Raw genomic sequence first — 24,317 nt, 5'->3', positions numbered from 1 at the left:
GGGGCGTTCGATGAGGTTCGTCTCGTCCATTTCGAGGGGTGGCACGTGCGTCCGCTGATTGACTGGCTGTCCGGCCCGGCTGAACCGCGCCGATTTCCCTACTCGACAGTGCTGCGGGAATTTCACCGGACCGGCAAACACTTCGTCGAAAGGAGCACCCTCGTCCTGCTCGACGACGCCCGGCGGGTAGCGGCCAGCCAGGCGACGGGCAGCGGCGACGCCGCGACCTGGCAGCTGACCGCCTTCCTGGACATCGCGCTCGACAAGTGGGACGGCCGTTACGACTATTGCAGTTACCTTGCCCTGCGGCTGCTCCGGCTGCCCTGTGGAGCAGCCGATCCGACACCGGCCGCGGCGGTCGCCGTCGGGCGGCAGGCCCGGGATCGGCTCCTCGTCCGTCTGGTCGCCGACACCCTGGCGTTCGAGATGGCCGCTGCCACGCACAGCACCGGGTTCCTCCCACGGCAACGGCCAGGGCCCGCAGTGGTCGTCAAACGCTGCCGACTCGGTGTCCGAGCTGTCGCGGCTGCGCTGGATCGTCTCGGTGTGGCCGAGGCGATCGGGACGGGCAACCCGGTCACCGCCGCCGCCGACCTGCACGGCATCGCCCGTGACCTGGCGTTGTCCGGGGATCCGTCGCTGCGGCTGACCATGCTGCCGGTCCACGTGACGCACGACGAGTACCTGTTCATCCGGATGCTGCAGGCCTACGAGTGCCTCTTCGCCGGGGTGGCCGAGGAACTCCGCGCGGCGGTCGCCGCCCTGACCGGGGACGCACCGGGCGCCGCCGCCGACCGGCTCGGGTACGCCTGCGACCTGCTGCGCAGCGCGGGTCCGCTCTTCTCGCTCCTGGCCACCATGCAGCCGGAGTCGTTCCGCACGTTCCGGCAGTACACCGAGGGGGCCAGTGCGATCCAGTCCCGCTCGTACAAGCTGATCGAGTCGCTGTGTCGCACTCCGGAGGCGGATCGGCTGGACTCGGTGGCCTACCAGTCGGTGCCGGAGATCCAGGCTCGGGTACGCGGCGGTCAGCCCACGATCGAGGAGACGTACCGGTCAGCGGTCTCCGACGGCCGGCTCACCGGAACGGACAACGGCCGGGTGGCGCGGCGGATGGCCGCCTTCGCCGGTGCCCTGACGCAGTGGCGGCGTACCCATCTGCGGGTGGCGGTACGGATGCTCGGTTCGCGGTCCGGCACCGGCTACACCGAGGGCACGCCGTATCTCGCGGCGGTCAGCGCCGCACCGGTCTTCACCGGCACGGTCGGCGACTCACCGACGGCCGACCCGGACGGCAGGAGAGGCGCGTGAGCCGGCCCGAGCAAGAACCCCGGTGCCTCGACAGCGGCACACAGGCCGCCCTGCGCGCCGAGTTCCCACTGTTGCGCACCTGCGTCTACCTGAACAGCAACTCCACCGGCGCGGTGCCGAGGGGTGCCGAGCAGGTGCTGCACGACTACTGGCGGACGCTGCGCACCTGGCGCGACGACGTCTGGCAGGACTGGCACACCGGCCTCGACCGGTACGCGGACTCGGTGGCCGCGCTCCTCGGCGCGCCGCCGGGCAGTGTGCTCACCGACGCCAATCTGAGCACCTTCCTGGCCCGGGTGGCGTCCTGTTTCGACTACCGTCGGCCACGCAACCGGGTGGTCATCACGGATCTCGACTATCCGACGGTGCCGTTCATCTTCCGCGCGTACGGCCGCTACGGGGCCGAGGTCGACGTGGTCGGCACCGGCGGCCCCCACCTCGACCAGGACGCCCTCGAGGCCAGGCTCGACGAGCGGACGCTGCTGGTGTGCGTGCCACATGCCAGCTTCACCTCCGGCGCCACCGTCGACCTGTCCCGGCTGGTGGCCCGAGCCCACCAGGTCGGCGCGCTGGTGGTGGTGGACGCCTTCCAGACCGTCGGGGTGGTGCCGTTGGACGTCACCGCCCTCGGCGTGGACGTGGTCATCGGTGGTTCGCACAAGTGGCTGTGCGGGGTGGGCACCGGTTTCCTCTACGTCCGGCCGGACCTGGTGCCGCTGTTGACGCCGGCGGCCACCGGCTGGCAGGCCGGCGACCGGGCGCTGACCTTCCGGCCCTCGTCCGGCTGGGCGGCCGGTATCCGTCGCTTCGCCGGCGGCACGCCGTACCCGCTCACCAGCCTCGTCTCACAGGTCGGTCTGGACCTGCTGCGCGGCATCGGTGTGGACGCCATCCGCCGGCACTCGCTGGCACTCACCCAACGCCTGCTGGACCGGGCCGAGGCCGTCGGCATCGTCGCGGTCAGCCCCACCTCGATCGCCCAGCGAGGCGGGGTGGTGTGCCTGGACGTCCCCGACGGCGAGGCCGTGAAGCGGCGGCTGGCCGCGCGTGACGTGATCTGCAGCTGGCGTGGCTATCTGCGGGTCGGCCCGCACGTCTACAACACCCTCGACGAGATCGACCTGTTCATGGACGCGTTGGAGAAGGAGCTGCACCGGTGACCGTCACCCTCTCACCGCGGGCGTTGATGAGTCTGCTCGCCAACGGGCCCAAGGCGATGGACGTCCTGCGTACGGCGCTCGACCTGGGCCTGCTCGACGCGCTGGAGCCCGGACCGGTGCGTCTCGACGCGCTGGCGGCACAGTTCGGAGTGCTTCCGCTGCGGCTGTACAAGTTCCTCGACTGCGTCGAGAGCCTCGGCTTCCTCATCCGCGACGAGCCCGGCGACGACATCGGCACCACCAGCTACCGCGCGGTGCCGGGGCTCCGCGACGCGGTCCACGCGGTGGTCGGGCCGGGCGCCACCGAACGGGACCGGGATCGCTACCCGTGGCGGCAGCTGCACGGCCGGCTCGCCGAGAGCCTGCGCGGCGAGGTCAGCATCGACGACGGGTTCGCCTGGCCGCCGAAGACGGCGGCGCAGACCGCGGAGTTCGAGCGCAGCATGGCCCTCGGGCTGGGGCCGGCGATCGAAACGGTACACCGCCACGCGGGCCGGCTCTGGTCGGACCGGCGTCGGCTGCTGGACGTCGGCGGCGGTGACGGGACACTCGCCGCGCACATTCTCGACTCCGCGCCGAAGCTTCGGGCCGACGTGTACAACCTGCCGGCGGTGGCGCCGCTGGTGGCGGCCACCCGCGACGCCCGTGGTCACACCGACCGGCTCGGCTTCGTCGGCGGTGACTTCTTCACCGAGCCCCTACCCCGCGGCTACGACGCACTCTCCTTCGTCCGGGTGCTGCACGACTGGCCCAACGCGGTGGCGCGCGAGCTGGTCCGGCAGGCGTACGCGGCACTGGAACCGGGCGGACTGATCCTGATCTGCGAGGAGTTCCGCACCCCGGATCGGCTCGCCATGCAGTTCTTCTGGAGCTACTTCCTGATCGGCGTCGACAGCAGCGTCAGCCGGCTACGCGAGGTGGACTTCTACACCAGACTGCTCACCGAGACCGGCTTCCAGCAGGTGTCAGTGCTTCCGGGCAGCTGGGAGCTGGTCGCCGCGTACAAACCGAGTCGGTGAGCCGGCCGGGTCAGGATCGTCAGGTCAGCCGCCCGTGGTCAGCGCGACGCCTGGGCCCGGCACCCCCACGTCGGCGAGCTGCGCCTGCGTCAACAGGGTGCCCGGCACCAACGTGACCGACGCGAACCTGCCGATGACGTCGTCGGCGGCACTGGCCCGGATCGGCCGGAGTGCCGGGTCGGCAGTGATCCGCACGGTGGTCAGATCCGACCGGTCGATGAGGGAACCGGCCTCGACCCTGGTGCTCACCGCCAGGTAATCCTCGGCGGCGTCGACCACGCGCAGCACCGAAACCGCGATCAGCCCGCCGGTGGAGACCAGCGCCACCGCCAGCCAGAACGACGCCGAGCGCCGCCGGCCGGCCGGAGGAGCGGCGTACGGTGCGCAGGCTCCGGCGGCCGTGATCGACGACGTGGTCATGAGGTGACCACCGGCAGCTCGTCGATGTCGAACAGCTCCGCCTCACGAGCGGTGACGATCACCGTGCTACCTCCTCAGGCCACCCTGGGCCGCCGTCGCTGGACCGCTGGCAGGCGACGGCCCACCGAGCGGTCCAGCCCCCGTTTGCAGCGGTGGTCGGGCAGGGCCGCCGATCGCGGTGCCCCCTGCCGACGACCGAGTGCGCCAGCGAGCGTCCGCGAGAGGCATCCCCCGTTTCGCTCCTCACAGAGCTGATCCCTCTCACCGACGGCTCCGCTCGTTCGGGTGGCCGGACCAGGCAAAACACCGACCACACAACGCATGTTGAGCCGTTCTTCGTAAGCGCTCAACAGGCGTTGCTCCAAACAGGTGCGAGCATACGCTGACTTTGCGTGCGGGTGTCAACGCCTGTTTACTAAGGCGCGCATCTGCGACACTGACGTTTAGTCGTTGAAGGGTTGAGAGTGATGGCCGACGATCAACACGTTGAGCAGGAACTACCGCCTCTCGACACCCTCGCCGCCCGACTGGAGTATCTCTTCGACAAGATCCGCCCCACTCCGGACGAACTAGGCGACTCCCACGAGCCCGGCCGTAAGTACACCAACAAAGAGATCGCCGACAAGATCAACGCCACGGCGGGCGAAACCGGAGTCACCATCAGCGCCGCCTACATCGGAGAGTTGCGGCGCGGCGTGGCCAGCGATCCCCGCACCTCACACGTACGCGCCCTGGCCACCGTGTTCGGGGTGAACAGCGGCTACTTCGTCGACGACGTGGCCGCACGTCGCATACAGGAACAACTCACCCTGCTCAGCGAGCTGCGCCGAATGGACATCAAACAGGTGGCGCTACGCCAGGTCCTCGCCGACAATGGGCTCTCGGCAACAGATACACAGCTCATCGAACAGATGGTGGCCCGACTGCGGGCCGTGGCCACAGGTGCCAGCCTGGGCGACACCAGTGCCACGCCGGACGATCTCGCCTAGCCGTGCAAATCCTTCAGTGGCAGTACGCTGACGAGCAGGGGATCGCTGACGTGAGTTTGCACCGACTGCGCAAACACTGCGAGAGAATCGTCGCCGAGCTGGAGATACCGGAGCCTTTCGAAATCCGGAAGCTCTGCGACGTGCTCGGCGAACGGCGTGGCCGACCCATCCACCTCCTGCCGATCAAACTTCCGGCGCACACGGTGTGCGGGATGTGCGTCCCCACCGGCGAGTTCGACGCCATCTTCTTCGAGCAGGACACCTCACCCCTGCACCAGTTGCTGATCATCAGTCACGAGTTGGGTCACCTGATCGCCGGGCACCGGGCCACCGAGGTCCTGGATCCGGCAGCCTCACGCCTGCTCCTGCCCGACCTCGACCCGGCACTGGTCCAGCGCAGCCTCGGCCGCAGCAACTACGCGGCGGCCGAGGAACGCGAAGCCGAGATGATCGGCTCGCTGATCCTGCGCCGGGCCCGCGGCGGCCACGACCGCAGGCGGGAGTCCCCCCTGGACAGCGGCCAGGCCGAGTTGTACGGACGGCTACGGCACTCGCTGGAACACCCCGACTGGTAGAGCGGCATGGACACCATTCTCTACAGCGTGTGCGCGATCGCCGGCTGGTTCGCCTTCAGCTACATGCTCCGGCTCCAGCGCCGGCAACCGAGCCAGGTCCGGGGCGCGATCTGCGTGGCGCTCGGCGCCTTCGCCACCGGGATCACCCTCGCCATCCCGCCCCTGGCCACCAGCATCGACCAGGCTTCCGGCCTACCCAACCTCGCCAAGTTCGTCTCGCACGGCTGCGCCATGACGATCGCCGCCAGCGCCGAACACATGCTGCTCCACCTGGCGCTGCCACCGGCGAAGGCGGCGGCCCGTAGCCGACGCTGGGTCTGGGTCACCGGCGGCGCCCTCCTCACCATGGCCGGGCTGTTCGCCTACACGCTCAGCTACGACACCCCGGTGCAGCTGACGGTCGAGTACGCCCGAGATTCCGCCGTCACCGCGTACCTGCTGATCTTCATGGTCGTCGGCTTCTTCGCCTACTGCACCGACATCACCCGGTTGTGCTGGCGCTTCGCCCGCATCTGCGGACGCCCCTGGCTGCGTCGGGGCCTCCGCATCACCGCCGTCGGCGCCGCCGTCGCCCTGCTCTACAGCACCAACAAGATCGCGTACCTGATCGCCTACTGGAGTGGCTACCAGCCCACCGGCGAGCGGGAGATCGCCGCGGTCCTGGTCACCATCAGCGCCCTGCTCATGATGATCGGCCTGACCATGCCCGCCTGGGGCCCGATCCTCACGATCACCCGGCGCTGGGACGACTTCCGCTCCTACCAGCGCCTCGAACCGCTCTGGCGCGACCTCGTCGACGCCCTGCCCGAGCTCGAACTCGACGCGAGCCTGCGCCGACGGCTCGGCGCCGTCCGCGACATCGACTACGCGTTGACCCGCCGTGCCGCCGAGATCCGCGACGGCTGTCTCGCCCTGCGCCCGTACATGGACGTCAGAGTGACCGAACTGGCCGACCAGCACGCCGAGCGGGCCGGCCTGACCGGCGACGAACGGCGGGCCACGATCGAGGCGGCACACCTGGCCTGCGCACTCCGCGCCCACCAGCGGGGCCTCGTCGCCGCACTCCCCCTGCCCCCCGACGGCCTGCACCGCCCCTCCGACGGCTACGCCGGAGAGATCGCCTGGCTGACGCTGGTGTCCAGCACCTACGCCCGCTCGCTCGTGGTCGCCCAGACGCTCGCCACCTCCCGACACCTCCCCGTCCACGGGTCCGCGCTCGGAGACCCCAGCCGATGAGAGCCCGCTACGCCAACCTCGCGCACACCCGCACCCTCGACCCCGAGCGCGACCACCTGGCCATCTACCAGACGATGCTGCGGTACGAGTTCCCGTGGGACATGAAGCTCGGGCTCAACCTCGCCTTCAACCGGTCCTTCTCCGACCCCGCCATCGCCGCCGTGCACACCGCCACCGGCGAACTGACCGAACGCACCCAGAAGCGCCTCGACGACACCGGTCTGCTCATGTACGAGATGGTGCTCAACGGCTTCGACGAACCACGGGGGCGTGACGCCCTACGGCGGGTCAACCAGATCCACCGCCCGTACGACATCCCCAACGACGACTACCTCTACGTCCTCGGCTGCCTGGTAGTCATCCCCACCCGCTGGCTCCAGCGGTACGGCTGGCGTCGCCCCTGCTGCCACGAACGGCAGGCCACCTACCACTTCTACCGCGAGTTGGGCCACCGAATGAGCATCAGGAACATCCCCGACTCCTACGAGGCGTTCTCGGCCTGGTTCGACGCGCACGACGCGGCTCATCTGAAGCCCAACGACGACGCGGCCACCATCGAGCGGGCCACCCGCACGCTGATGCTCACCCGCATTCCCAAACCCCTCGCCCCGCTCGGCAACGCCCTGGTCAGCGCCATGTACGACGCACCACTGCGCCGGGCGACACGGGTCGACACGCCGGCCTGGCCGATCCGAGCCGGCCTGCACCTGACGCTGAAGACCCGCGCCCGGCTGCAACGCTGGTTCGGCGCACCCCGGGCCACGCCGCTGTTCGCCAACGGCATCACCACCAGGACCTACCCCGACGGGTACGACATCAACCATCTCGGCCCGGCTGGTCAGCATCGTTGATCCCTGCCGCCTCGGCTCGGTCGGGCTACGGTGGTTGGGGTAGCCGTTGCCACGAGAAGGGGTGAGGAATCTTGGCGAGCATCCATGAGCTGGATGACAAGGCCCTGCTGGACCTGGCCCGCCGCACCGACACGCTCGGCGTGTTGTCGGTGTACGTGAACGCCGACCCGGCAGCCGACCGGAACGCCACGATGATCGACCTGAAGAACCGCTACCGGGAACTGCAACGCCGCATCGCCGAGGAAGGGCCGGCGGAGCGTCGCCGGGAGATGACCGCCGCGCTGGACCGGCTCGCTTCGGAGGTGGAGCGACTCACCGCGCCGACCGAGCCCGGCCGGGGCCGGATCGTGTACGCCGCGCTCGATGACGACTGGGTGCTGCGCCTGAACAGCCAGATGCCCGTACCCAATCGCGTCGTGCTCGACGACGGACCGTTCATCCACCCGTTGCTGGAGCTGCTCGACGAGGGCCGGGCAGCCGGCGTCGTGCTGGTCTCCGCCAGCGACGCCCGGCTGCTGGAATGGCGGCTCGGTCAGCTGCAGCCGGTAGACCACCTGGAGCAGGAGGAGATCGAGGCGCCGCACGAGCGAGCCGGTCAGATCGGCGGCGGCCCGCGAGGCCAGTACAACACCCCGATGCTGGAGCACCGGCAGGCCCGCGAGCAGGACCGGGCGCGGCGGTTCCTGGACCGGGTGGCCGAGGCTGCCGCGGGCATGGCCGCCGAGCGGGGATGGGAACGGATCCTGGTCAGCGGCGGTGACCGGTGGACCGACGTGCTCACCGCGAAGCTCCCCGCATCGCTGCAGGAGCCGGTGATCCAGGACACGCGGGTGCTCGCCGGGCTTGACGACGCCGGGCTGCTCACGGCGGTGTCCGAGCGGCTGCACGACGACCACGCCCACCGCGAGCGCCACCTGCTCGAACGGGTCCGCGACGCCGGTCTCAGCCAGGTGGGCGCGCTCGGCCTGTCCCAGGTCGCCGGCGCGCTGCGGGAGGGCCGGGTCGCCCATCTGGTGTACGACCCGCAGGTTCGCTACACCGGTTCCGTGGACGCCGACGGCGCGTTGTACGCGGACGCCGAGGTCGGTTCCGCCGGCCAGCCGCACACCCCGGAACCGAGGCTGACCGAGCGACTGGTGGAACGCGCGTTGGTCACCGGAGCACGGGTCAGCCCGATCGAGGGGGCCGCTGACGGGATCCTGCGCGACGCCGCAGGCATCGGTGCGCTCCTGCGGTGGTGAAGCGGAGCGTGCTCAGCAGGTGGATCTGATCCGCGACGAGGCCGGCACCGGTGCGACGCCTACTGCGACCGGCGCTGCCTCGGTCCGCCGAGGATGTCGTGACGTGGCCGACGTCAACGGTTGACGCCGTGGGCGGAGCCGATCACCAGGAAGGTGTTATCGGGCCACACGTAGGAGTTGGCATCACCTGACTCCGCCGGCCGGAGGAGGACGATCCGCACGAGGCGGGGCCACAAGCGGGTCGACTCCGACCAGGCGCACTGGACCTGCCGCTCACCCAGGTCATCGCAGTTGCCAATCTGCTTCCATCCGTCGAGCTGACCGGCGACTCCCGACCGCACCTGATCCCACGTGGTGGCGGATGGCATGGCGTAGGTTGCGATCGTTGGAACACCGCGATCGTTGCGCAGGTCGGTGAAGACCTCGGCCCTCCGGTTGTCGACGACCATCGTGTAATCGCCTGCGGGCAGCACCGTCGACGCCCCCGGCGGCGCCGCGATGGGAACCGGCTCACCGGCCTTCGTCCAGCGCACCCCGGCCACCGCCGCCGCCCCCAGGATGAGAACCGCCCCGGCTATCGCAAGAGGAACTCGCACGCCGTGAGTCTACGAACACCAGGCGAGCCGGCGGTGCTGGGTCGGCGCGGCCACGCACCTCCGACAGCGGCCACCTTCGCGGATGTCACGGCGCACCGAGCAGCTCGGCCGTCCGCTCCCACAGGCGGGTCGCCAGATGATCGTCCTTGGCCTGCCGATGAACCGGACCGTTCGGCGTGAGGCGGTGGTAGTACCCACCGTTGGTGGTCTCCGGATCAGGCATCGTGGCCAGGTGAACCAGCGGCTCGGCACCCTCCTCGAGGGTGGACAGGCCACCCAGCAGGCGATACCGGACCAGCGCGGCGACCAGCGGGGCTTCCCGGTTGATGTCGGTGGTGGCGATCACCCCGGGGTGGAACGCCGTCGCGGTCAGCCCACTGCCCCGCGTACGACGGGCCAGCTCGCGGGTGAAGAGGATGTTCTGCAGCTTCGTCGTCCCGTACCGCAGCAGCTCGGATCGGTTGCCGGCACCTTCGAGATCGTCGAGATCGACGCGGCCGAACCGGTGGCCGTTGCTGGAGGTGGTGATGACCCGCGCCGGCCCGACGGTGGTCAACCGATCCAACAGCAGGTTGGTGAGTAGGAACGGGGCCAGGTAGTTGACCTGGAACATCAGGTCGTGGCCGTCCTCGGTGCGGCTCCGCCTGGTCAGCACGACCCCGGCGTTGTTGGCCAGCACGTCGATCCGCGGGTAGCGGCCCAGAAGCGTGTCGGCGAGCCTGCGTACCTCCGACAGCCGGGCGAAGTCGGCCACCAGCGGCTCGGCGCCGACCTGGCGGGCGACGGCGGCGGTCTTCTCCGGCGACCGGCCGACCACCGCCACGGTCGCGCCCAGGCGGACCAACCGGCGCGCGGCCTCAGCGCCGATGCCCGCGCTGGCACCGGTGATCACGACGGTCTTGCCGGACATGATTCCGTCACCCATGACATCCATTGTCACGGATGGGCCCAGATGGCCCAACCACCCGTCACAGCCTGGGAACAGCTACCGTCCGGCTTTGATGCCGGTGATGAAGGTGGCCCAGGTAACCGAGTCGAAGCTCAGCGTCCCGGCGGTGGGGGCCTTCGAGTCGCGTACGTCGATGGCGGTGCCTCGGTCGCGGACCTCGACGCACTGGCCGTTGCTGCCGGAACGGCTCGACGTGCGCCAGACGTTACGCTCCATGCTCGCTCAACTCCTTGACGAACCTCATCGACTCGGCCGGCGATCGGGCCAGCATCCTCAAATTGTCGTACGCCGCCGACAACCGCGCCAGGTCGCGACTCGATTCGAGGAACAGCTCACCAGCCAGGGTTTCGATGTAGCCCAGCGGCGGGTCGTCGTGCGCGAAGGTGAGCAGAGCGAAGCCGGAGCTGTCCGCCAGGTGCGCGCCGGCTTCGAAGCGGAGCACCTGGATGGTGACATTGGGCAGTTGGCTCACCTTGACCAGGTGGTGAAGCTGCTCGCGCAGCACGTCCGGGCCACCCACCTCAGTCCGCAGAGACGCCTCGGACAGGATGGCGTGCAGCCGCAGCGGGGTCGGCTGCCGGTGCAGCACCTCCTGGCGGGTCATCCGAGCGGTGACCCGCTGGTCGACGGTCGCCGGGTCGGTCTCACGGCCGATGATGTTGACCTCACGGGCGTACCGCTCAGTCTGGAGTAGACCGGGCACGAGCATCGGCTCGAAGTTCTTCAGCTCGGCGGCCTCGGTCTCGTACGCGATGTACGTGGCGTACTTGCCGCCGAGGCGCTGCCACCACCCCTCTTCACGCAGGTCTCGGGCAAGCTCAAGCAGCGACGTGCCGGGTTCTTCGTCGATCCTGACGCCGTAGGTGACCAGCAGCTCCATCACGTCACCGGCGCGAGGCTTGATCTCGCCGGACTCGATCCGGCTGATCCGCGACGTCGAGCAGCGAACGAGCTTCGCAGTCTCCTCACCGGTCAGCCCCTTGGCTTCGCGGAGCTTGCGCAGCTCCCGGCCGAGTCTGCGAGATCGTGGTGTCGCGGGCGCGAATCGAGGCATGTCGTGATTCTGCCCCAGTCTCCGCCCGCTCCCCTGCTCCGACTCACGTTCCCAGCAAACCGATCCTGCTTAGGTTCTTGCTTTGCATCATGTGATGCGTAACTGTGATTACCACACGCAACCGCCTGGGTTCGGAGCGTCGTTTCCGCAGTGGCCGCTCCGCATCCCGGGGTGGTGTCGCAGGACTCGCTGAAAGGTGAGAGGTGTCGTGGGTGTCGAGTTGGTGATGACGGCGCTCAGTGGAGTGCTGTTGGGGTTCACGGCCGGGCTGTTCGCGTTCCGGGTGAAGTCGCGCTGGTGTCCGCGCTGCGGCGAGTCCACCCACACCATGCCTCCATCAGGGGGCAGCCGATGACCCACCGACGCGACCACAACTCCGTACCGCTCGGGCGGCGGGTGGCCGAGTTTCGGGCCCATCGGGGAATGAGCCAGCAGACCTTCGCCGATCGGCTCGGCAAGTCGAAAAGCTGGGTCGACAAGATCGAACGCGGCGTACGTCGACTCGACCGTTACTCGGTCATCCGCGAGATCGCCAACGTACTCCGCCTCGACCCGGAGATGCTGCTCGGCCCCCACCAACCACCCGGGACAACACCCCACCTCGACGGGATCGACGGGGTGCGTGCCGCGCTCGCCCGCTACCACCACCGGCCTGAGCGCACCGAGACCGCGCAACAGGTCAGCGCCCAGGTCGCATACGCCTGGATGGCCTACCACCACGCCCGTTACCCGCAACTGCTCGACACCCTGCCCGACCTGCTCGACGCGACCAGCGGCACCCGGGGCCTACTCACCTCCGCCCACCGGCTCACCGCCAGCGTGTTGGTCAAACTCGACCACGCCGACCTCGGCTGGCTCGCCGCCGACCGAGCCGTGACCGCCGCCGGTGGCCCCATCCTCATCGCCACCGCGACCATCGCCGTCGCCGAAGCCCTGCGCGCCCTCGGCCACCACCACCTCGCTCACACCGCCGCCCTGGCGACAGCGGATCACGCCGACGACGACACCGTACGCGGGACCCTCTACCTCCAGGCCGGGCTCGCCGCCGCCGGCAACGGCGACCGCCACACCGCCCACGACCTGCTCGACCACGCCGCCGCCCTCGCCGACCGGCACACCGGCGACGCAGACCCCCACCACACCGGCTTCGGGCCGGCCGCCGTCCAGGTGGCCCGCGCCCTCGCCGCCCACCACCTCGGCGACACCACCGAAGCCCTTCACCGCCACGTTCACACCATCCGCAGCGACAGCTGGCGACGCCTCCCGCCCGAGCACCGCGCCGCCCACCTCATCGACGCCGCCCGCGCCTACCTCGACACCGGCCAGCACGATCGGGCCGGACAGGTGCTGCTCGACGCCGACCGCACCGCACCCGCCGAAGTCCGCCACCGACCGGTCGCCCGTACCCTGCTCACCGACATCATCCGCAGCGGCCCGGCAGCGGCCGACGTCGCGCGACTCGCCACCATCCTCGGCCTCACCTGCTGATCCGGGGCGCTACCGGTGGCGCGACGCCCGACCGTCACGCCAGACCCGTCCGTCGCATCTGCCGGCAGTCCCGGATCGGGGCGTCCCGAAACGCGGACCGCGACGCAGAAGTGTCGTAGCCATCCGCCATGATCCTCCCGTCATGGCGACGCCGACACCGGTCGGCGCGGCTTCACCACGCGCGGGCAGGTCCGCGACGGGGGCGGGGAGGACACAGGTGACGGACGCTGACGGGTCCGCCTGGCGGCGGCGTAGCGTGCTGGCGGTGGCACCGCCCGCTCGGCCGCGCAAGCTGGCGAAGGTGCCCTTCGTCGAGTTGGCCGACGGACGGCTGCAGGGTGTGGTCTCCAGCGGCTCGGACATCGGGCGGGTCTACGTCTCGTCGCTGACCGCCAGCACCCACGCCTACCACTGCTCCACCAACAACAACCGGCCCTGCGGCGGGCTGCGCGGCGCACCCTGCAAGCATCTCGAAGCCCTCGCCGAGGAGGCCGTCCTGCAGTACGGCCTGGACCGGGTCGCCCGCTACCTGCGGGTCGACGTCGCTGACGGGGTGCGCAGCGGCAGCGACCTACTGGCCCGGATGGACACCCGACACGAGCCGACTTCGGCGGCGGTGGTGTTCAGCCGGTTCCTGCGCCACCTGGCGTACCTCGAACTGCCGGACAGCACCACCGCGCTGCCTGAGCTGCATTGGTTCCCGGCCACCGGGGCGGTCCGCTGATGCTGAGCACACAGGTGGCGCAGTTGCGGCAGGGCGTACCAGCGGGGCTGGCCGACGCCGACGCGGTGGTCGCCGGTTTCGACGATGCCCTGGTCGGTGGCTTCGCACGGGTCGGTGACGAGGCCGCCACCGCGCTGGCGGCGCTGGCCGACGCCGTGGCCAGCACCCCGCTGCGCGACCGGGTGGCCGAGGCGGTGGGCAAGGTGACCGCCGGGTCGTTCAGCCAGGAGGACCTCGCCGCCCTGGCCGGTGCCCGGTCGGCCCTGCTCGGCGCGGCCCACGACGCGCTGCTCGGCCAGTTCGACGCCGCGCTCGGGAGGGAGCGGGCACCGTGGACGGCGCCGCCCGGCGTACCGGCGGAGGTGTCCGCGCCTCGTGGCGCGGCGCGGGCCTGGTTGCACGAGACGGCCGTGGCCGGCTGGCGCGGGGTCGACCACGACCTGCTCTCCGCCGCCGGGGCACCGGTCGAGGCGGCCCTGGCCGAGCCGGCGCTGCGCCGACTGGCGGTGCTGCTCGACGGCCTCGCCGCCGAACTGCGGGCCAGCCACCCGGTGGCCCTGATGTCGCAGGTCCCGGCCCGTCGCTGGGCCGATCTGTGGTCCCGGGCCATGCTGCTCGCCCAGGACTGGTCGGTCCCGGACGGCGAGGTCGAGACGGTCTCCGGTCGCCTGCTGCCGCTCGGTGTGGACCTGCACGAGCACTGCACCACCGTCCAGGTGCAGGTGCACGGCGTTCTCGAACCATCCGACGGTCAACCCGCCCGCCTGGTGCGTACGGCGGTGGCGGCCGCGAAGGTCGAGACGATCACCGGTCCGGCGGTGTGGCGGCTGTTGCAGGCACACCCGAACCTGCTCGCCGCGCTGGCGCAACGGCGGGTGTTGACGGTCACCGACCTGCCGCTGCACGGCGGCGACCTGCGGTGGCTCGATGCGCAGGCCCGTGCCGGTGAGCAGGCCGACCCGTTCGCCACCGCCCGGTTGCTGCTCGCTCCGGCGATCGCGGCGGCCACCGCGCCGCTGGACCGACACCCGGCGGCGATCGCCGAACCGGTGCTGTTGGAGGGCTACACGACGCGGCAGGACGACGACGGGCTCACCGTCGAGTGGGACGACCAGCAGCTCCCGGTCGCCGTCGACCGGCTGCCGGCAGCCGGCCCCCTCACCCCCGCGCTGGTCGCCGCCTCGTCCTGCTGTCTCGGCCTGCTCCGTTGGGACGGCGGTCGCTGGCAGGTGCAGCCACTGGCGGTACGCGCCACCGTCAAACGCAAGCCCGTCGAGGCGCACAACGGTGACTGGGCCGAAGGCGTCACCGATCCGAAGGTGGCGAAGGTCGAGGCCAAGACGGGCGACGCGGTGGCGGTGCTGCGCGAGCGGGCAGGACGGTTGCTGCGCCGATGACCGACTCCCCCACTCCCGGCGACCTGTCCGCCGCCAACCGCCGTCAGCTGCTCTACTGGCGACTGCTGGGCCGCATCTTCGACCCGGACGAGCAGCCCACCCTGGAATCGGCGAGCATGGCCGTGGTCGACGACCTGGGCCTGCCCGCCATCCTGCTGGACCCGACGGTGTCGGTGGACACCGTGATCCAGCGTTTCCCGCAGCTCGCCGACGAGCTACGCGGCCTGCTCGCCGACACCGAGGCCGCCACCGCCGACGAGGGTGGCGGGCCACACCAGCCCGGCGAGGCCGAGGTCCGCCGGGCCGCGCTGGTGTCGAAACTGCTGCTCAACATCTTCGCCACCGGGTCGGGGTCGGTCAGCGCCGGTCAGCTGGCCCGGTGGCAGTCCGACGCGGGCTGGTTCGAGCAGGCGCTCGGGCACGCACCCGGCGAGCTGCGCCGGTCGGGCACCGGCCTGGGCCCCACCCTCGCCGGCATCGAGGGTGACCTGGTCAACCGGATGCACCTGCGGGAGGTGCTGGCGGATCCGGCGCTGGCCCGGCAGCTCACCCCCAGCATGTCGCTGATCGAGCAACTGCTGCGGGACAAGGCCAACCTGTCCGGGGTGGCGCTGGCCAACGCCAAGTCCCTGATCCGTCGCTTCGTCGACGAGGTCGCGGAGGTGCTGCGTACGCAGGTGGAGCAGACCACGGTCGGCGCTGTCGACCGGTCCGTGCCGCCGAAGCGGGTCTTCCGCAACCTCGACCTGGACCGCACCATCTGGCAGAACCTGACCAACTGGAGCCCGGAGGACGAACGGCTCTACGTCGACCGGCTCTACTACCGGCAGACGGCCCGTAAGACCACCCCGTCTCGGCTGATCGTGGTGGTGGACCAGTCCGGGTCGATGGTCGACTCCATGGTCAACTGCACCATCCTGGCGTCGATCTTCGCCGGCCTGCCCAAGGTCGACGTGCACCTGATCGCCTACGACACCCGGGCGCTGGACCTGACCCCGTGGGTGCACGACCCGTTCGAGGTGCTGCTCCGTACCAACCTCGGTGGCGGCAACGACGGGCCGCTGGCGATGGCGATGGCCCGCCCGAAGATCGTCGAACCGAGGAACACCGTGCTGGTGTGGATCTCGGACTTCTACGAGTTCGACAGGTCCCAGCCGCTCTTCGACGGCATCGAGGCGGTGCACCGGTCGGGGGTGCGATTCATCCCGGTCGGCTCGGTCAGCAGCTCCGGCCAGCAGAGCGTCAACCCGTGGTTCCGGCAGCGCCTCAAGGACCTGGGCACCCCGGTCATCTCCGGCCACATCCGCAAACTCGTCTTCGAGCTCAAGAGCTTCCTCACCTAGGAGAGACACCCCTCATGTCCGACATGCTGCGTGCCCCCGCAGAGGTCAAGTACGCCGACGAACTCGACTACCTCGAGTCGGTCGACACCGGCGCCAAGCCGTACTCGTGGCGGTTGAGCCCGCGTATGGTCCGGCTCTTCGTCCTGGGCTCCGAACGCGCCGACGGCCTCGACCGGGACATCCCGCAGAAGTGGTTCGGTGACCGCAGCTTCGTCGAGCGCAGCATCGTCACGCTGGCCTCGGATCGGGGTCTGCTGCTCATCGGTGACCCGGGCACCGGCAAGAGCTGGCTCGCCGAGTTGCTGGCCGCGGCGATCTGCCGCAACTCCACCCTCGTCGTGCAGGGCACCGCCGGCACCACCGAGGACCACATCAAGTACTCGTGGAACGTCTCCATGGTCATCGCCAAGGGGCAGTCCCGGGAGTCGATGATCCCCTCGCCGATCATGACGGCGATGGAGCAGGGTGTGCTCGGGCGCTTCGAGGAGTTGACCCGCTCCACCAGCGACGTGCAGGACGCGTTGATCTCCATCCTGTCGGAGAAGTACGTCTCCATTCCCGAACTCAACGACGACAACATCGTCTTCGCCAAGCCCGGATTCTCGATCATCGCCACCGCGAACAGCCGGGATCGGGGCGTCAACGACCTCTCCTCGGCACTGAAGCGACGGTTCAACTTCGTCCGGATCCCGGTGGTCACCAACAAGCGCAGCGAGGCGGAGATCGTCCGGTTCCGTACCGAGGAACTGCTCCGCCGCCACCACGTCGAGCTGGACGTGCCGCCGACCCTGCTGGACATCCTGTTGCAGAGCTTCGCCGACCTGCGGGCCGCCGCCGCCTCCGCCACCAGCGACGACGAGAAGTTGGAGTCGGCGCTGTCCACCGCCGAGCAGATCGGTGTGCTGGAGGACGCCATCCTGCACAGCCAGTTCTTCGGCGACCGCACCCTGCGGGCCTCGACGCTGGCCGGCTCGCTGGTGGGCTCGCTGGCCCGGCGCAGCCCGGAGGACCTGGCGATCCTCAACAAGTACCTGCACGCGGTGGTGGAGCCCCGGGCCAAGGAGGACGGCGGCGAGTGGAACGACTTCCTCGACGGTGGCCGCCAGACGATCGCCGCCCTGTCGTGACCGCGCCCGCCACCATCGGCGCCTTCGGCGCGCTGCGTGAGCAGCTCACCGAGGCCGCCGCCGCGTTCGCCGACGGGCCCGACGCGCTCGCCGACATCCTCACCGGTCTGGTCGACGACGTCGACCGGGCACTCGGCGAACGGCTGGAGATCTTCCCGGTGTGCCACCACTCACCGGCCTCCGCGCTGGCCATGGTGCGCCGGCTACGCGAGAAGCAGCCCCGGGTGATCTACCTGGAACTCTGCGAGGATCTCCAACCGGTCCTGACGGAGCTGCGCAACTGCCGGCTCCCGGTGGCGGTGCAGGCGTTCGCCTCGGAACTCGACGGCTTCCCCGCCGCGTGGGCTCCGCTGAGCGTGATCGCCCCGGTCACCGAGGCGTCGGCGGAATACCAGGCCATCGCGTACGCGCTGGAGACGCCGGGTGTGGAGCTGGTGCTGGTGGACCGCTCCACCGACCATGTCTTCCAGTGGACGCCGCGCGACGAGACTCCAGCGGCCGACGAGTCCACGCCCGAGCCGACCGGCGACGACTCGGAGGGCCAGGCCGCGCTGCACGGTGACGCGGTCGGTGTGGAGATCGGTGCGCTCCGGCCGGGCTTCGCCGAGCTGGAGGCGTACCTGCTGCACCACGGCAAGGTGCGGCACTGGTCGGAGTGGTGGGCCAGCTACGTCGAACGTCCGCTCGCCACCGCCGATCACGACACCTACCGCCAGGTGATGGTGCTCATCGGGAGTCTGTTCCGGCGGCTGCGTCCCTCCGCCGCGCAGCGCAACGACCGCGACGAGGACCGCGAGCGCTACATGTGGACCAGGATCCGGCAGCACCTGGCGGCCACCGGCGTGGACCCGGAGGAGTGTCTCTACGTCTGCGGGGCCTTCCACGCCGCCAGCCGGGTCGAACAGTTCGGCCTCGACTCCTGCGCCCCCGACTTCGACATCACCCCCCGCACCGCGACGAAGTGGCAGTACGGACTCATCCCGTCCAGCCACTCGGCGATCGAGGCCCAGTTCGGCCTCGCGCCCGGGTCGGTGTCGATCGCCGCCGCCGCGTGGAGCAAGGCGGTGAGCGCGTCGGGCCTGAAGCCGTACCGGCTGAGCGGTCAGCGGGGCGCGAACATCCGACGCGGACGTGTCAAGGCGGTCACCGGGGCGGCCGGGCCGGTCGCCGATCGGCTCTCCGGCTTCCTCGCCACGGCGCCCACCCCCGACGGGCTCGACGAGGCGGAGCTGCGTGGCTGGTGCGTGGACATCGTCCGGTTGGCCCGTCGTAACGGGTACCTCGCCAGCACCGCCGACGCGATCGCGGTGTTCGAGACGTCGATCCTGTTGGCCGGGCTGCGCAACCGGGCCCGCCCGACCCCGTACGATTTCGCCGACGCGGCGGTGACCTGCATCGAGAAGGACGTCGTACCGGGTCGGCGGGACGTACGGCGGCTCTGCGAGATCCTGCTCGGCGGAGACCGGGTCGGCCAGGTCGGCTACGACAGCCTGCCACCGCTTGCCCGTGACGTCCTCCACCGGCTCCAGCCGCTCGGCCTGGACCTGGAGAAGCGCACCGTGCAGCGGGCGCTGCTCGATCTGCACCGCGACCCGGAGCTGACCGGCTGCTCGGATCTGCTCTGGATGTTGCGACACCTGCTGCCACCGGGCGCGGTCCGGCCGATCATGGGTGAGCGTCGTCTCGGCCACCGGTCCGTCCAGGAGAGCTGGGACCTGGCGTTGGGCCGCCACCAACGCGCGCTGATCGAACTCGGCTACGAGGGCGTGACCATCGAGCAGGTGCTGGAACAGCGCCTACGCCGAGCGGCGCACGGTCCCGACGCGACCGCCGTCAGCGCCCTCACCGCGGTCGAGGACGCCATCACGTTGCTGAACAGTCCCCGGTTGGTCGACGAGCTGGGCACCCGGGCGGTGGAACTGCTCGCCGCCGAACGCACCGTCGACGACGCCCCCGAGGTGCTGCGCCGCATCCGCCGGCTGCTCGCCCACCACCAGGCCACGACATCGACGCTGCCGGCCTGGTGCGCAGCGTTCGTGACCACCGGGTACGCCCACTACTGCACGCTGCTGCCGACCGCGGTCGTCGACGAGGACACCGGCGTACGGCAGGTCGGGGCGATGCTCGGCTTCCTGTTCAGCATGGAGAGCCTGGCGCTGTCGTTGGGTTGCGACCGGTCCCAACTCGAACTCGCGTTGGCCCAGTCCCATCCGCAGGCACCGCCCAAGGTGGCCCTGCTCTGGGCGGCCCACCACCAGCTCGGGTTGCTGTCCCTGGCCGAGTTGCGGACCCGCTGCCGGGAGCTGCTGACCAACCCGCTGGTGGTGCCCGCCTTCCCGCAGTACCTCTCCGGTTTCGTGCACGCGCTGGAGCCGGTGCCCGGGCTCGCGCCGTTCGTGGTGGAGACGATGTCCACCGCCTTCGCCCAACTGCCCGATCCGGTGCTGCTGCCCTGGCTACCCAACCTGGTCACCACGCTGCGCGCGCACGGGCCGGAACTGGTGCCGCTGCTGGTCCGGGAGGCGGCGCGTACCTTCCCGGGCACGCTGGCCGCACTGGACTCCTGGGTGCCGCCCTGGGCGGGTACCGCCGCCACGGTCACGCCGACCGTTCCCGAGCGACCCATCGGGCAGGTGCATGCCCTGCTGGCCGGGCACCGGGAGCCGGTGGACGCGGTCGCCGCGCTCCTCGGCGTCACCGGTGACTGGCAGGGCGGCGACGACGGTACGCCGGGGCTCACCGCGGCCGCCCTCGTGCGGGCGTACCCGGAGACCGCCGAGGCCGTGGCGACGGTGCTGGGCCTACCGAACCGCGACGGCGGCCCGACCTGACCCGGGCCGGGTCCGCCGGGGTACGAGCAGGAGCGCCACGGCCGCGTGTCGGACGGGTGAGACGACGGCGGCCCCGTGCGGTCAGCTCATCGCGCCGCCGCCTTCTCCGGCGCGGATGCGGGAGACGGTGCGGGTGCCGCGCCGAAGGGTACGGCCGATGCCGTTCGCCGCACGGGTGCGGGGTGTTGCCAGAGACCACGGCGGGACAGCTCCGGCAACACGCCCTCACCGAACCGGTACGCCTCCTCCAGGTGCGGGTAGCCGGAGAGCACGAACTCGCTGATGCCCGCCTCGACGTACTGCTCGATGAGGTCGGCGACCTGCTGATGGTCGCCGACGAGAGCGGTACCGGCACCGCCGCGCACCAGCCCGACGCCGGCCCACAGGTTGGGGTGGATCTCCAACCCGTCCTTGGTGCCGCCGTTGAGGGCGAGCATGCGGCGCTGGCCTTCGGACTCGCTGCGGCGCAGACCGGCCTGGACCTGACGGATCTGTTCCTCGGAGATGCCCGACAGCAGCCGGTCGGCCTCCGCCCAGGCCTCCTCGGCGCTGTCCCGGGCGATGGTGTGGACCCGCAGGCCGAAGGTGAGGGTGCGGCCCTGCCGCTCGGCGAGTTGGCGCACCCGACGCACCTTCTCGGCCACGGCGTCCGGCGGTTCACCCCAGGTGAGGTAGACGTCGACGTGTCGGGCCGCCACGTCCAGCGCCGCCGGTGACGATCCGCCGAAGTAGATCCTCGGGATCGGGTCGGGAAGCTGGCTCAGCACCGCCTCACTGAGTTGGAAGTGCGTGCCCTGCACGTCGACGGGTTTGCCCGACCACAGCGCCCGGATGATGTCCAGGAACTCGCCGGTGCGCTGGTAGCGGGCGTCCTTGTCGAGGAAGTCTCCGTACATCCGCTGCTCGTGGCTCTCACCTCCGGTGACCACGTTGAGCAGCAGCCGACCGCCGGAGAGGTTCTGGAAGGTGCCGGCCATCTGCGCCGCGAGGAACGGTGCGGTGAGGCCGGGGCGGAACGCGACGAGGAACTTCAGTCGCTCCGATACGCTGCTCAGCATCGCGGTGGTGATCCAGGCGTCCTCGCACCAGGCGCCGGTGGGAGTCAGGGCGGCCTCGAAGCCGAGCTGCTCGGCCGAGCGGGCGATCTGCCCGAGGTAGGCGACCGAGGCGGCTCGGGCACCCACGTCGGCCGGGGTGCCGTGCCCGCCGCCGACGATCTGTCGGCCGTCACCGCCGTTGGTCGGCAGGAACCAATGGAACGCGAGTTGGGTCATGAGCTCACCTGTCGTGGTTGTGGGTGGGGTGGGGTGCTGTCAGGCTGCGGCCGGTACGCCGAGCCGGTCGAGCAGGTGCCGGCGCAGCGCGCCGAAGCCGGGGTCGTCCGGCGCTCGCGGATGGGCCAGCGGCACCGCGATGTCGTCGACCACCCGACCGTCGGCCAGTACCAGCGCGCGGTCCGCGAGCAGCAGCGCCTCCTCCACGTCGTGGGTGACCAGCAGCGCGGCGAATCCGTGCTCGGCGCGGAGCCGACCGAACAGGGCCTGCATCCGCAGCCGGGTCAGCGCGTCCAGCGCGCCGAACGGCTCGTCGAGCAGCAGCAGGTCCGGCTCGCGCAGCAGGGCACGGGCCACCGCGACCCGCTGGGACTGGCCACCGGACAGCTCGGCCGGCCAGGCCCGCTCCCGGCCCGCCAGGCCGACCTCGGCCAGCGCCGCAGCGGTACGGTCCCGCACGTCGGGGCCGGTCACGCCGAGCGCCACGTTGTCGGCGACCCGCTTCCACGGCAGCAGCCGGTGCTCCTGGAAGACCACCGCCAGGCTGCCGTGCACCTGCCAGTCGCCGGTCGCGTCCCGGTCGAGCCCGGCGAGGATCCGCAGCAGGGTGGTCTTGCCCGAGCCGCTGCCACCGAGCAGCGCGACCACCTCACCGGAGCCGATCGTCAGGTCGACTCCGTCGAGGACCACCGTGTCCCCGAAGCCACGCCGCACCCCGGTGGCGGTGACTACGTCGCCTGTAGACCGCGTCGCCATGTCAGCGTCTTCCTTTCGACAACCCGCAGGATCAGATCTGACAGCAGGCCGAGCAGGGCGTAGACGAACAGGCCGACGAGGACCACGTTGGTCTGGCTGAACTCGCGGGCCTCCATCATCAGGAAACCGATGCCGCTGTGGGTGGCGACTGTCTCGCCGACCACCAGGCTCAGCCATGCGGCGCCGGTCGCCAGGCGCAGCCCCAGGAACAGTGACGGCAGCGTCCCGGGCAGCACGACGTGGCGGATGCGGGCCAGCGCCCCGAGCCCACAGGTGCGGGCGGCCTCGACCAGCCGCTCGTCGATGTCCCGGATGCCGGCGTAGAGGTTGAAGTACATCGGGAAGAACACGCCCAGGGCCACCAGGGTGATCTTCAGCGACTCACCGATGCCGACCCATATGATCAGCAGGGGCACCAGTGCGAGGTGGGGCAGCATCCGGGCCATCTGGACCGGTGGATCGACCAGGTCGTCGCCGACCCGCAGCAGGCCCGCGATCGAGCCGAGCACCAGCGCGAGTCCGACGCCGATGGCCAGGCCGACACCGGCCCGGGTCAGCGAGTCGAGCAGGTGCTCGACGAGCCGACCGTCCTCGGCCAGCCGCCAACCGGCGAGGAGCACGTCACTGATCGCGGGCAGCTTCTCCTCGGGGAGGACACCCATCCGCGAGGACGTCTCCCAGAGCGCGACGAGCACGACGGGGGTGGTCAGCCGCCGCCATCGCCATCGGTTGGCCCGTACGGCGGGGCGCGCGGTCCTCCGCGCGGTGGCCGCCGGTGGTCGGGTGGCCAGCTCCGTCATGTGAAGACCTCGTTGAAGGTGGTGTCGACGCGGGCCTTGATGTCGATCGGCTCGGGTATCAGCCCGAGGTCGGCGAAGCCGTCGGCGATCGCCTGCAACTCGTCGCCGATAGCCGACGTGACCGGGGCGAGCGGCTTGGCGCTGCGGTCCAGCGACCGTCTCGCCACGTCCTCGGGGATCTTGAGCTCGGGCGCGAGCACCCGTGCCCGTTCCTCCGGGTTCTCGGTGCCCCAGTCGGTGGTGGTGTCGAGCTTGGTCAGCAGGTCGCGGACCTGATCCGCCTTCTTCTCGACGGCATCGGGCGAGGCCAGGATGTACTGCCGGTTGCTGGCCAGCCCGGTCGCGTCGGCCAGGATCTTGACGCCGGGTTGTTCGGCGATGGCGAAGTACGGATCCCAGATGATCCACGCGTCGACCTGCCCGGCATCGAAGGCGGGCCGCCCTTCTGCGGGCTTGAGGTATCTGACGGTGATGTCCTCCAGGGTCATGTTGTTGGCTTCGAGCAGCTTGACGAGCAGCCAGTGCACGTTGGAGCCCTTGTTGAGCGCGATCGTCCGGCCCTTGAGGTCGGCGAAGGTCTGGAAGCCGCTGCTCTCCTTGACCAACACCGCCTCGCCCTGCGGCACCTCGTCCGAGGTCGCCACGATCTTGAAGGGGATCTTGCCGGCGGCGGCGAAGATGGGCGGGGCCTCGCCGGTCTCCCCGACGTCGATCGACCCGGCCTTGAGCGCCTCGGTGAGGGCCGGTCCACTCTCGAACAACGCCCAGGTCACGTTGGGCGCCTCCGAGCGGGCCTTGAGCAGGCTCAGGCTGCCGTAGCGCTGGTATCCCACCCGCAGCGGACCATCGCCGCCTCCACTTCCCTCAGCCTCACCGCAGGCGGTGAGTGCCCCGGCGGCTAACACGATTGCTCCGAATACGGCGAGTGCGCGGCAGCGCCAGAAGGACCTGTGCATGGCCAAAGTCTACTGAACCTATGGGAAAAATGGGAAGTGGCATTCACGTAGTTGTGTCTTCCCACGTCAACACCGTTGCGGCAGGCCGATCCGCCCGCACAACCGGCCCCGAAGGGGGCGCGATCCCGGGCTATCCGAACCCCCCGCGCCGCGCGGGTGAAGCCGTCCGCAGGCGTGGCCGACAGTGCGCCCGATCCGAGGCTCGACCCCATCGGCGGCC

Annotated in this window: 23 protein-coding genes; 14 read left to right on the top strand and 9 right to left on the bottom strand. The window is 70.5% G+C overall.

The window, feature by feature from the left end; genetic code table 11:
* Positions 1-45 precede the first annotated feature (45 nt).
* From ACLQ2S_RS17590 to ACLQ2S_RS17580, 3 genes are read left to right on the top strand one after another with little or no spacing between them, the layout of a single operon-like run.
* On the top strand, positions 46-1,311 hold the full coding sequence (locus tag ACLQ2S_RS17590; protein ID WP_425702076.1) for a tryptophan 2,3-dioxygenase family protein: 1,266 nt from the start codon (positions 46-48) through the stop codon (positions 1,309-1,311).
* Positions 1,308-2,471, top strand: a complete 1,164-nt coding sequence (locus ACLQ2S_RS17585; RefSeq protein ID WP_425702075.1) for an aminotransferase class V-fold PLP-dependent enzyme — start codon at positions 1,308-1,310, stop codon at positions 2,469-2,471. Before ACLQ2S_RS17590 ends, ACLQ2S_RS17585 begins: the two co-directional genes overlap by 4 nt.
* Entirely contained in the window at positions 2,468-3,490 is a 1,023-nt protein-coding gene (locus ACLQ2S_RS17580) for a methyltransferase (protein WP_425702074.1), read from the top strand. The genes ACLQ2S_RS17585 and ACLQ2S_RS17580 overlap by 4 nt, the downstream gene beginning before the upstream one ends.
* Positions 3,491-3,514: 24 nt before the next feature.
* On the opposite strand, the gene ACLQ2S_RS17575 is transcribed toward ACLQ2S_RS17580, so the two are convergent.
* Positions 3,515-3,910 carry an SAF domain-containing protein gene (locus ACLQ2S_RS17575; RefSeq protein WP_425702073.1) on the bottom strand — a complete coding sequence of 132 codons (396 nt, stop codon included), beginning with the start codon at positions 3,908-3,910 and terminating at the stop codon, positions 3,515-3,517.
* A 467-nt stretch (positions 3,911-4,377) separates the two neighbouring features.
* On the opposite strand from ACLQ2S_RS17575, the gene ACLQ2S_RS17570 reads away from it, so the two are divergent.
* From ACLQ2S_RS17570 to ACLQ2S_RS17550, 5 genes are all read left to right on the top strand, one after another.
* The gene (locus ACLQ2S_RS17570) at positions 4,378-4,899 is read left to right on the top strand and encodes a hypothetical protein (RefSeq protein ID WP_155218924.1); all 522 of its coding nucleotides are present in this window, start codon (positions 4,378-4,380) and stop codon (positions 4,897-4,899) included.
* A 50-nt stretch (positions 4,900-4,949) separates the two neighbouring features.
* Complete coding sequence (locus tag ACLQ2S_RS17565; RefSeq protein ID WP_309223384.1) at positions 4,950-5,474, top strand: ImmA/IrrE family metallo-endopeptidase; 525 nt, start codon at positions 4,950-4,952, stop codon at positions 5,472-5,474.
* A 6-nt stretch (positions 5,475-5,480) separates the two neighbouring features.
* Positions 5,481-6,710, top strand: coding sequence for an MAB_1171c family putative transporter (locus ACLQ2S_RS17560; RefSeq protein WP_425702072.1), 1,230 nt, complete (start codon positions 5,481-5,483; stop codon positions 6,708-6,710).
* Positions 6,707-7,561, top strand: coding sequence for an oxygenase MpaB family protein (locus ACLQ2S_RS17555; RefSeq protein WP_425702071.1), 855 nt, complete (start codon positions 6,707-6,709; stop codon positions 7,559-7,561). Before ACLQ2S_RS17560 ends, ACLQ2S_RS17555 begins: the two co-directional genes overlap by 4 nt.
* 71 nt (positions 7,562-7,632) lie before the next feature.
* The gene (locus tag ACLQ2S_RS17550) at positions 7,633-8,802 is read left to right on the top strand and encodes a VLRF1 family aeRF1-type release factor (protein WP_155218917.1); all 1,170 of its coding nucleotides are present in this window, start codon (positions 7,633-7,635) and stop codon (positions 8,800-8,802) included.
* Positions 8,803-8,915: 113 nt separating this feature from the next.
* Here the strand turns inward: ACLQ2S_RS17550 and ACLQ2S_RS17545 are convergent, their stop codons facing one another.
* From ACLQ2S_RS17545 to ACLQ2S_RS17530, 4 genes are all read right to left on the bottom strand, one after another.
* Positions 8,916-9,335 (bottom strand): hypothetical protein, encoded by a 420-nt coding sequence (locus ACLQ2S_RS17545; protein ID WP_425702070.1) that lies wholly within the window; start codon positions 9,333-9,335, stop codon positions 8,916-8,918.
* A 148-nt stretch (positions 9,336-9,483) separates the two neighbouring features.
* Positions 9,484-10,323: an SDR family NAD(P)-dependent oxidoreductase gene (locus tag ACLQ2S_RS17540; RefSeq protein ID WP_425702069.1), complete on the bottom strand. Its 840-nt coding sequence runs from the start codon at positions 10,321-10,323 to the stop codon at positions 9,484-9,486.
* A gap of 60 nt (positions 10,324-10,383) precedes the next feature.
* On the bottom strand, positions 10,384-10,563 hold the full coding sequence (locus tag ACLQ2S_RS17535; protein WP_204004526.1) for a DUF397 domain-containing protein: 180 nt from the start codon (positions 10,561-10,563) through the stop codon (positions 10,384-10,386).
* On the bottom strand, positions 10,553-11,401 hold the full coding sequence (locus tag ACLQ2S_RS17530; protein ID WP_425702068.1) for a helix-turn-helix domain-containing protein: 849 nt from the start codon (positions 11,399-11,401) through the stop codon (positions 10,553-10,555). The genes ACLQ2S_RS17535 and ACLQ2S_RS17530 overlap by 11 nt, the downstream gene beginning before the upstream one ends.
* 351 nt (positions 11,402-11,752) lie before the next feature.
* Between ACLQ2S_RS17530 and ACLQ2S_RS17525 the strand changes: the two genes are divergently transcribed.
* From ACLQ2S_RS17525 to ACLQ2S_RS17500, 6 genes are all read left to right on the top strand, one after another.
* Positions 11,753-12,889, top strand: a complete 1,137-nt coding sequence (locus tag ACLQ2S_RS17525) for a helix-turn-helix domain-containing protein (RefSeq protein WP_425702067.1) — start codon at positions 11,753-11,755, stop codon at positions 12,887-12,889.
* 217 nt (positions 12,890-13,106) lie between these two features.
* Complete coding sequence (locus ACLQ2S_RS17520; protein WP_425702066.1) at positions 13,107-13,613, top strand: hypothetical protein; 507 nt, start codon at positions 13,107-13,109, stop codon at positions 13,611-13,613.
* On the top strand, positions 13,613-15,010 hold the full coding sequence (locus ACLQ2S_RS17515) for a hypothetical protein (protein ID WP_425702065.1): 1,398 nt from the start codon (positions 13,613-13,615) through the stop codon (positions 15,008-15,010). The genes ACLQ2S_RS17520 and ACLQ2S_RS17515 overlap by 1 nt, the downstream gene beginning before the upstream one ends.
* The gene (locus ACLQ2S_RS17510; RefSeq protein WP_425702064.1) at positions 15,007-16,353 is read left to right on the top strand and encodes a VWA domain-containing protein; all 1,347 of its coding nucleotides are present in this window, start codon (positions 15,007-15,009) and stop codon (positions 16,351-16,353) included. Before ACLQ2S_RS17515 ends, ACLQ2S_RS17510 begins: the two co-directional genes overlap by 4 nt.
* 14 nt (positions 16,354-16,367) lie before the next feature.
* Positions 16,368-17,480, top strand: coding sequence for an ATP-binding protein (locus tag ACLQ2S_RS17505; RefSeq protein ID WP_425702063.1), 1,113 nt, complete (start codon positions 16,368-16,370; stop codon positions 17,478-17,480).
* Positions 17,477-20,311 carry a hypothetical protein gene (locus ACLQ2S_RS17500; protein WP_425702062.1) on the top strand — a complete coding sequence of 945 codons (2,835 nt, stop codon included), beginning with the start codon at positions 17,477-17,479 and terminating at the stop codon, positions 20,309-20,311. Before ACLQ2S_RS17505 ends, ACLQ2S_RS17500 begins: the two co-directional genes overlap by 4 nt.
* An 86-nt stretch (positions 20,312-20,397) precedes the next feature.
* Here the strand turns inward: ACLQ2S_RS17500 and ACLQ2S_RS17495 are convergent, their stop codons facing one another.
* From ACLQ2S_RS17495 to ACLQ2S_RS17480, 4 genes are read right to left on the bottom strand one after another with little or no spacing between them, the layout of a single operon-like run.
* A complete protein-coding gene (locus ACLQ2S_RS17495) occupies positions 20,398-21,585 on the bottom strand; it encodes an LLM class flavin-dependent oxidoreductase (protein WP_155218902.1) in 1,188 nt (395 codons plus the stop codon).
* A 39-nt stretch (positions 21,586-21,624) separates the two neighbouring features.
* Positions 21,625-22,341: an ABC transporter ATP-binding protein gene (locus ACLQ2S_RS17490; RefSeq protein WP_155218900.1), complete on the bottom strand. Its 717-nt coding sequence runs from the start codon at positions 22,339-22,341 to the stop codon at positions 21,625-21,627.
* On the bottom strand, positions 22,314-23,141 hold the full coding sequence (locus tag ACLQ2S_RS17485; RefSeq protein ID WP_155218898.1) for an ABC transporter permease: 828 nt from the start codon (positions 23,139-23,141) through the stop codon (positions 22,314-22,316). Before ACLQ2S_RS17485 ends, ACLQ2S_RS17490 begins: the two co-directional genes overlap by 28 nt.
* Complete coding sequence (locus tag ACLQ2S_RS17480) at positions 23,138-23,974, bottom strand: aliphatic sulfonate ABC transporter substrate-binding protein (protein ID WP_309223382.1); 837 nt, start codon at positions 23,972-23,974, stop codon at positions 23,138-23,140. The genes ACLQ2S_RS17485 and ACLQ2S_RS17480 overlap by 4 nt, the downstream gene beginning before the upstream one ends.
* Between the last annotated feature and the right edge of the window lie 343 nt (positions 23,975-24,317).

This window comes from Micromonospora sp. DT48, assembly GCF_049844495.1.
Classification (GTDB): domain Bacteria; phylum Actinomycetota; class Actinomycetes; order Mycobacteriales; family Micromonosporaceae; genus Micromonospora.
The sequence above is the reverse complement of the archived record's forward strand: the minus strand, read 5'-3'. Positions and strand labels throughout refer to the sequence as shown.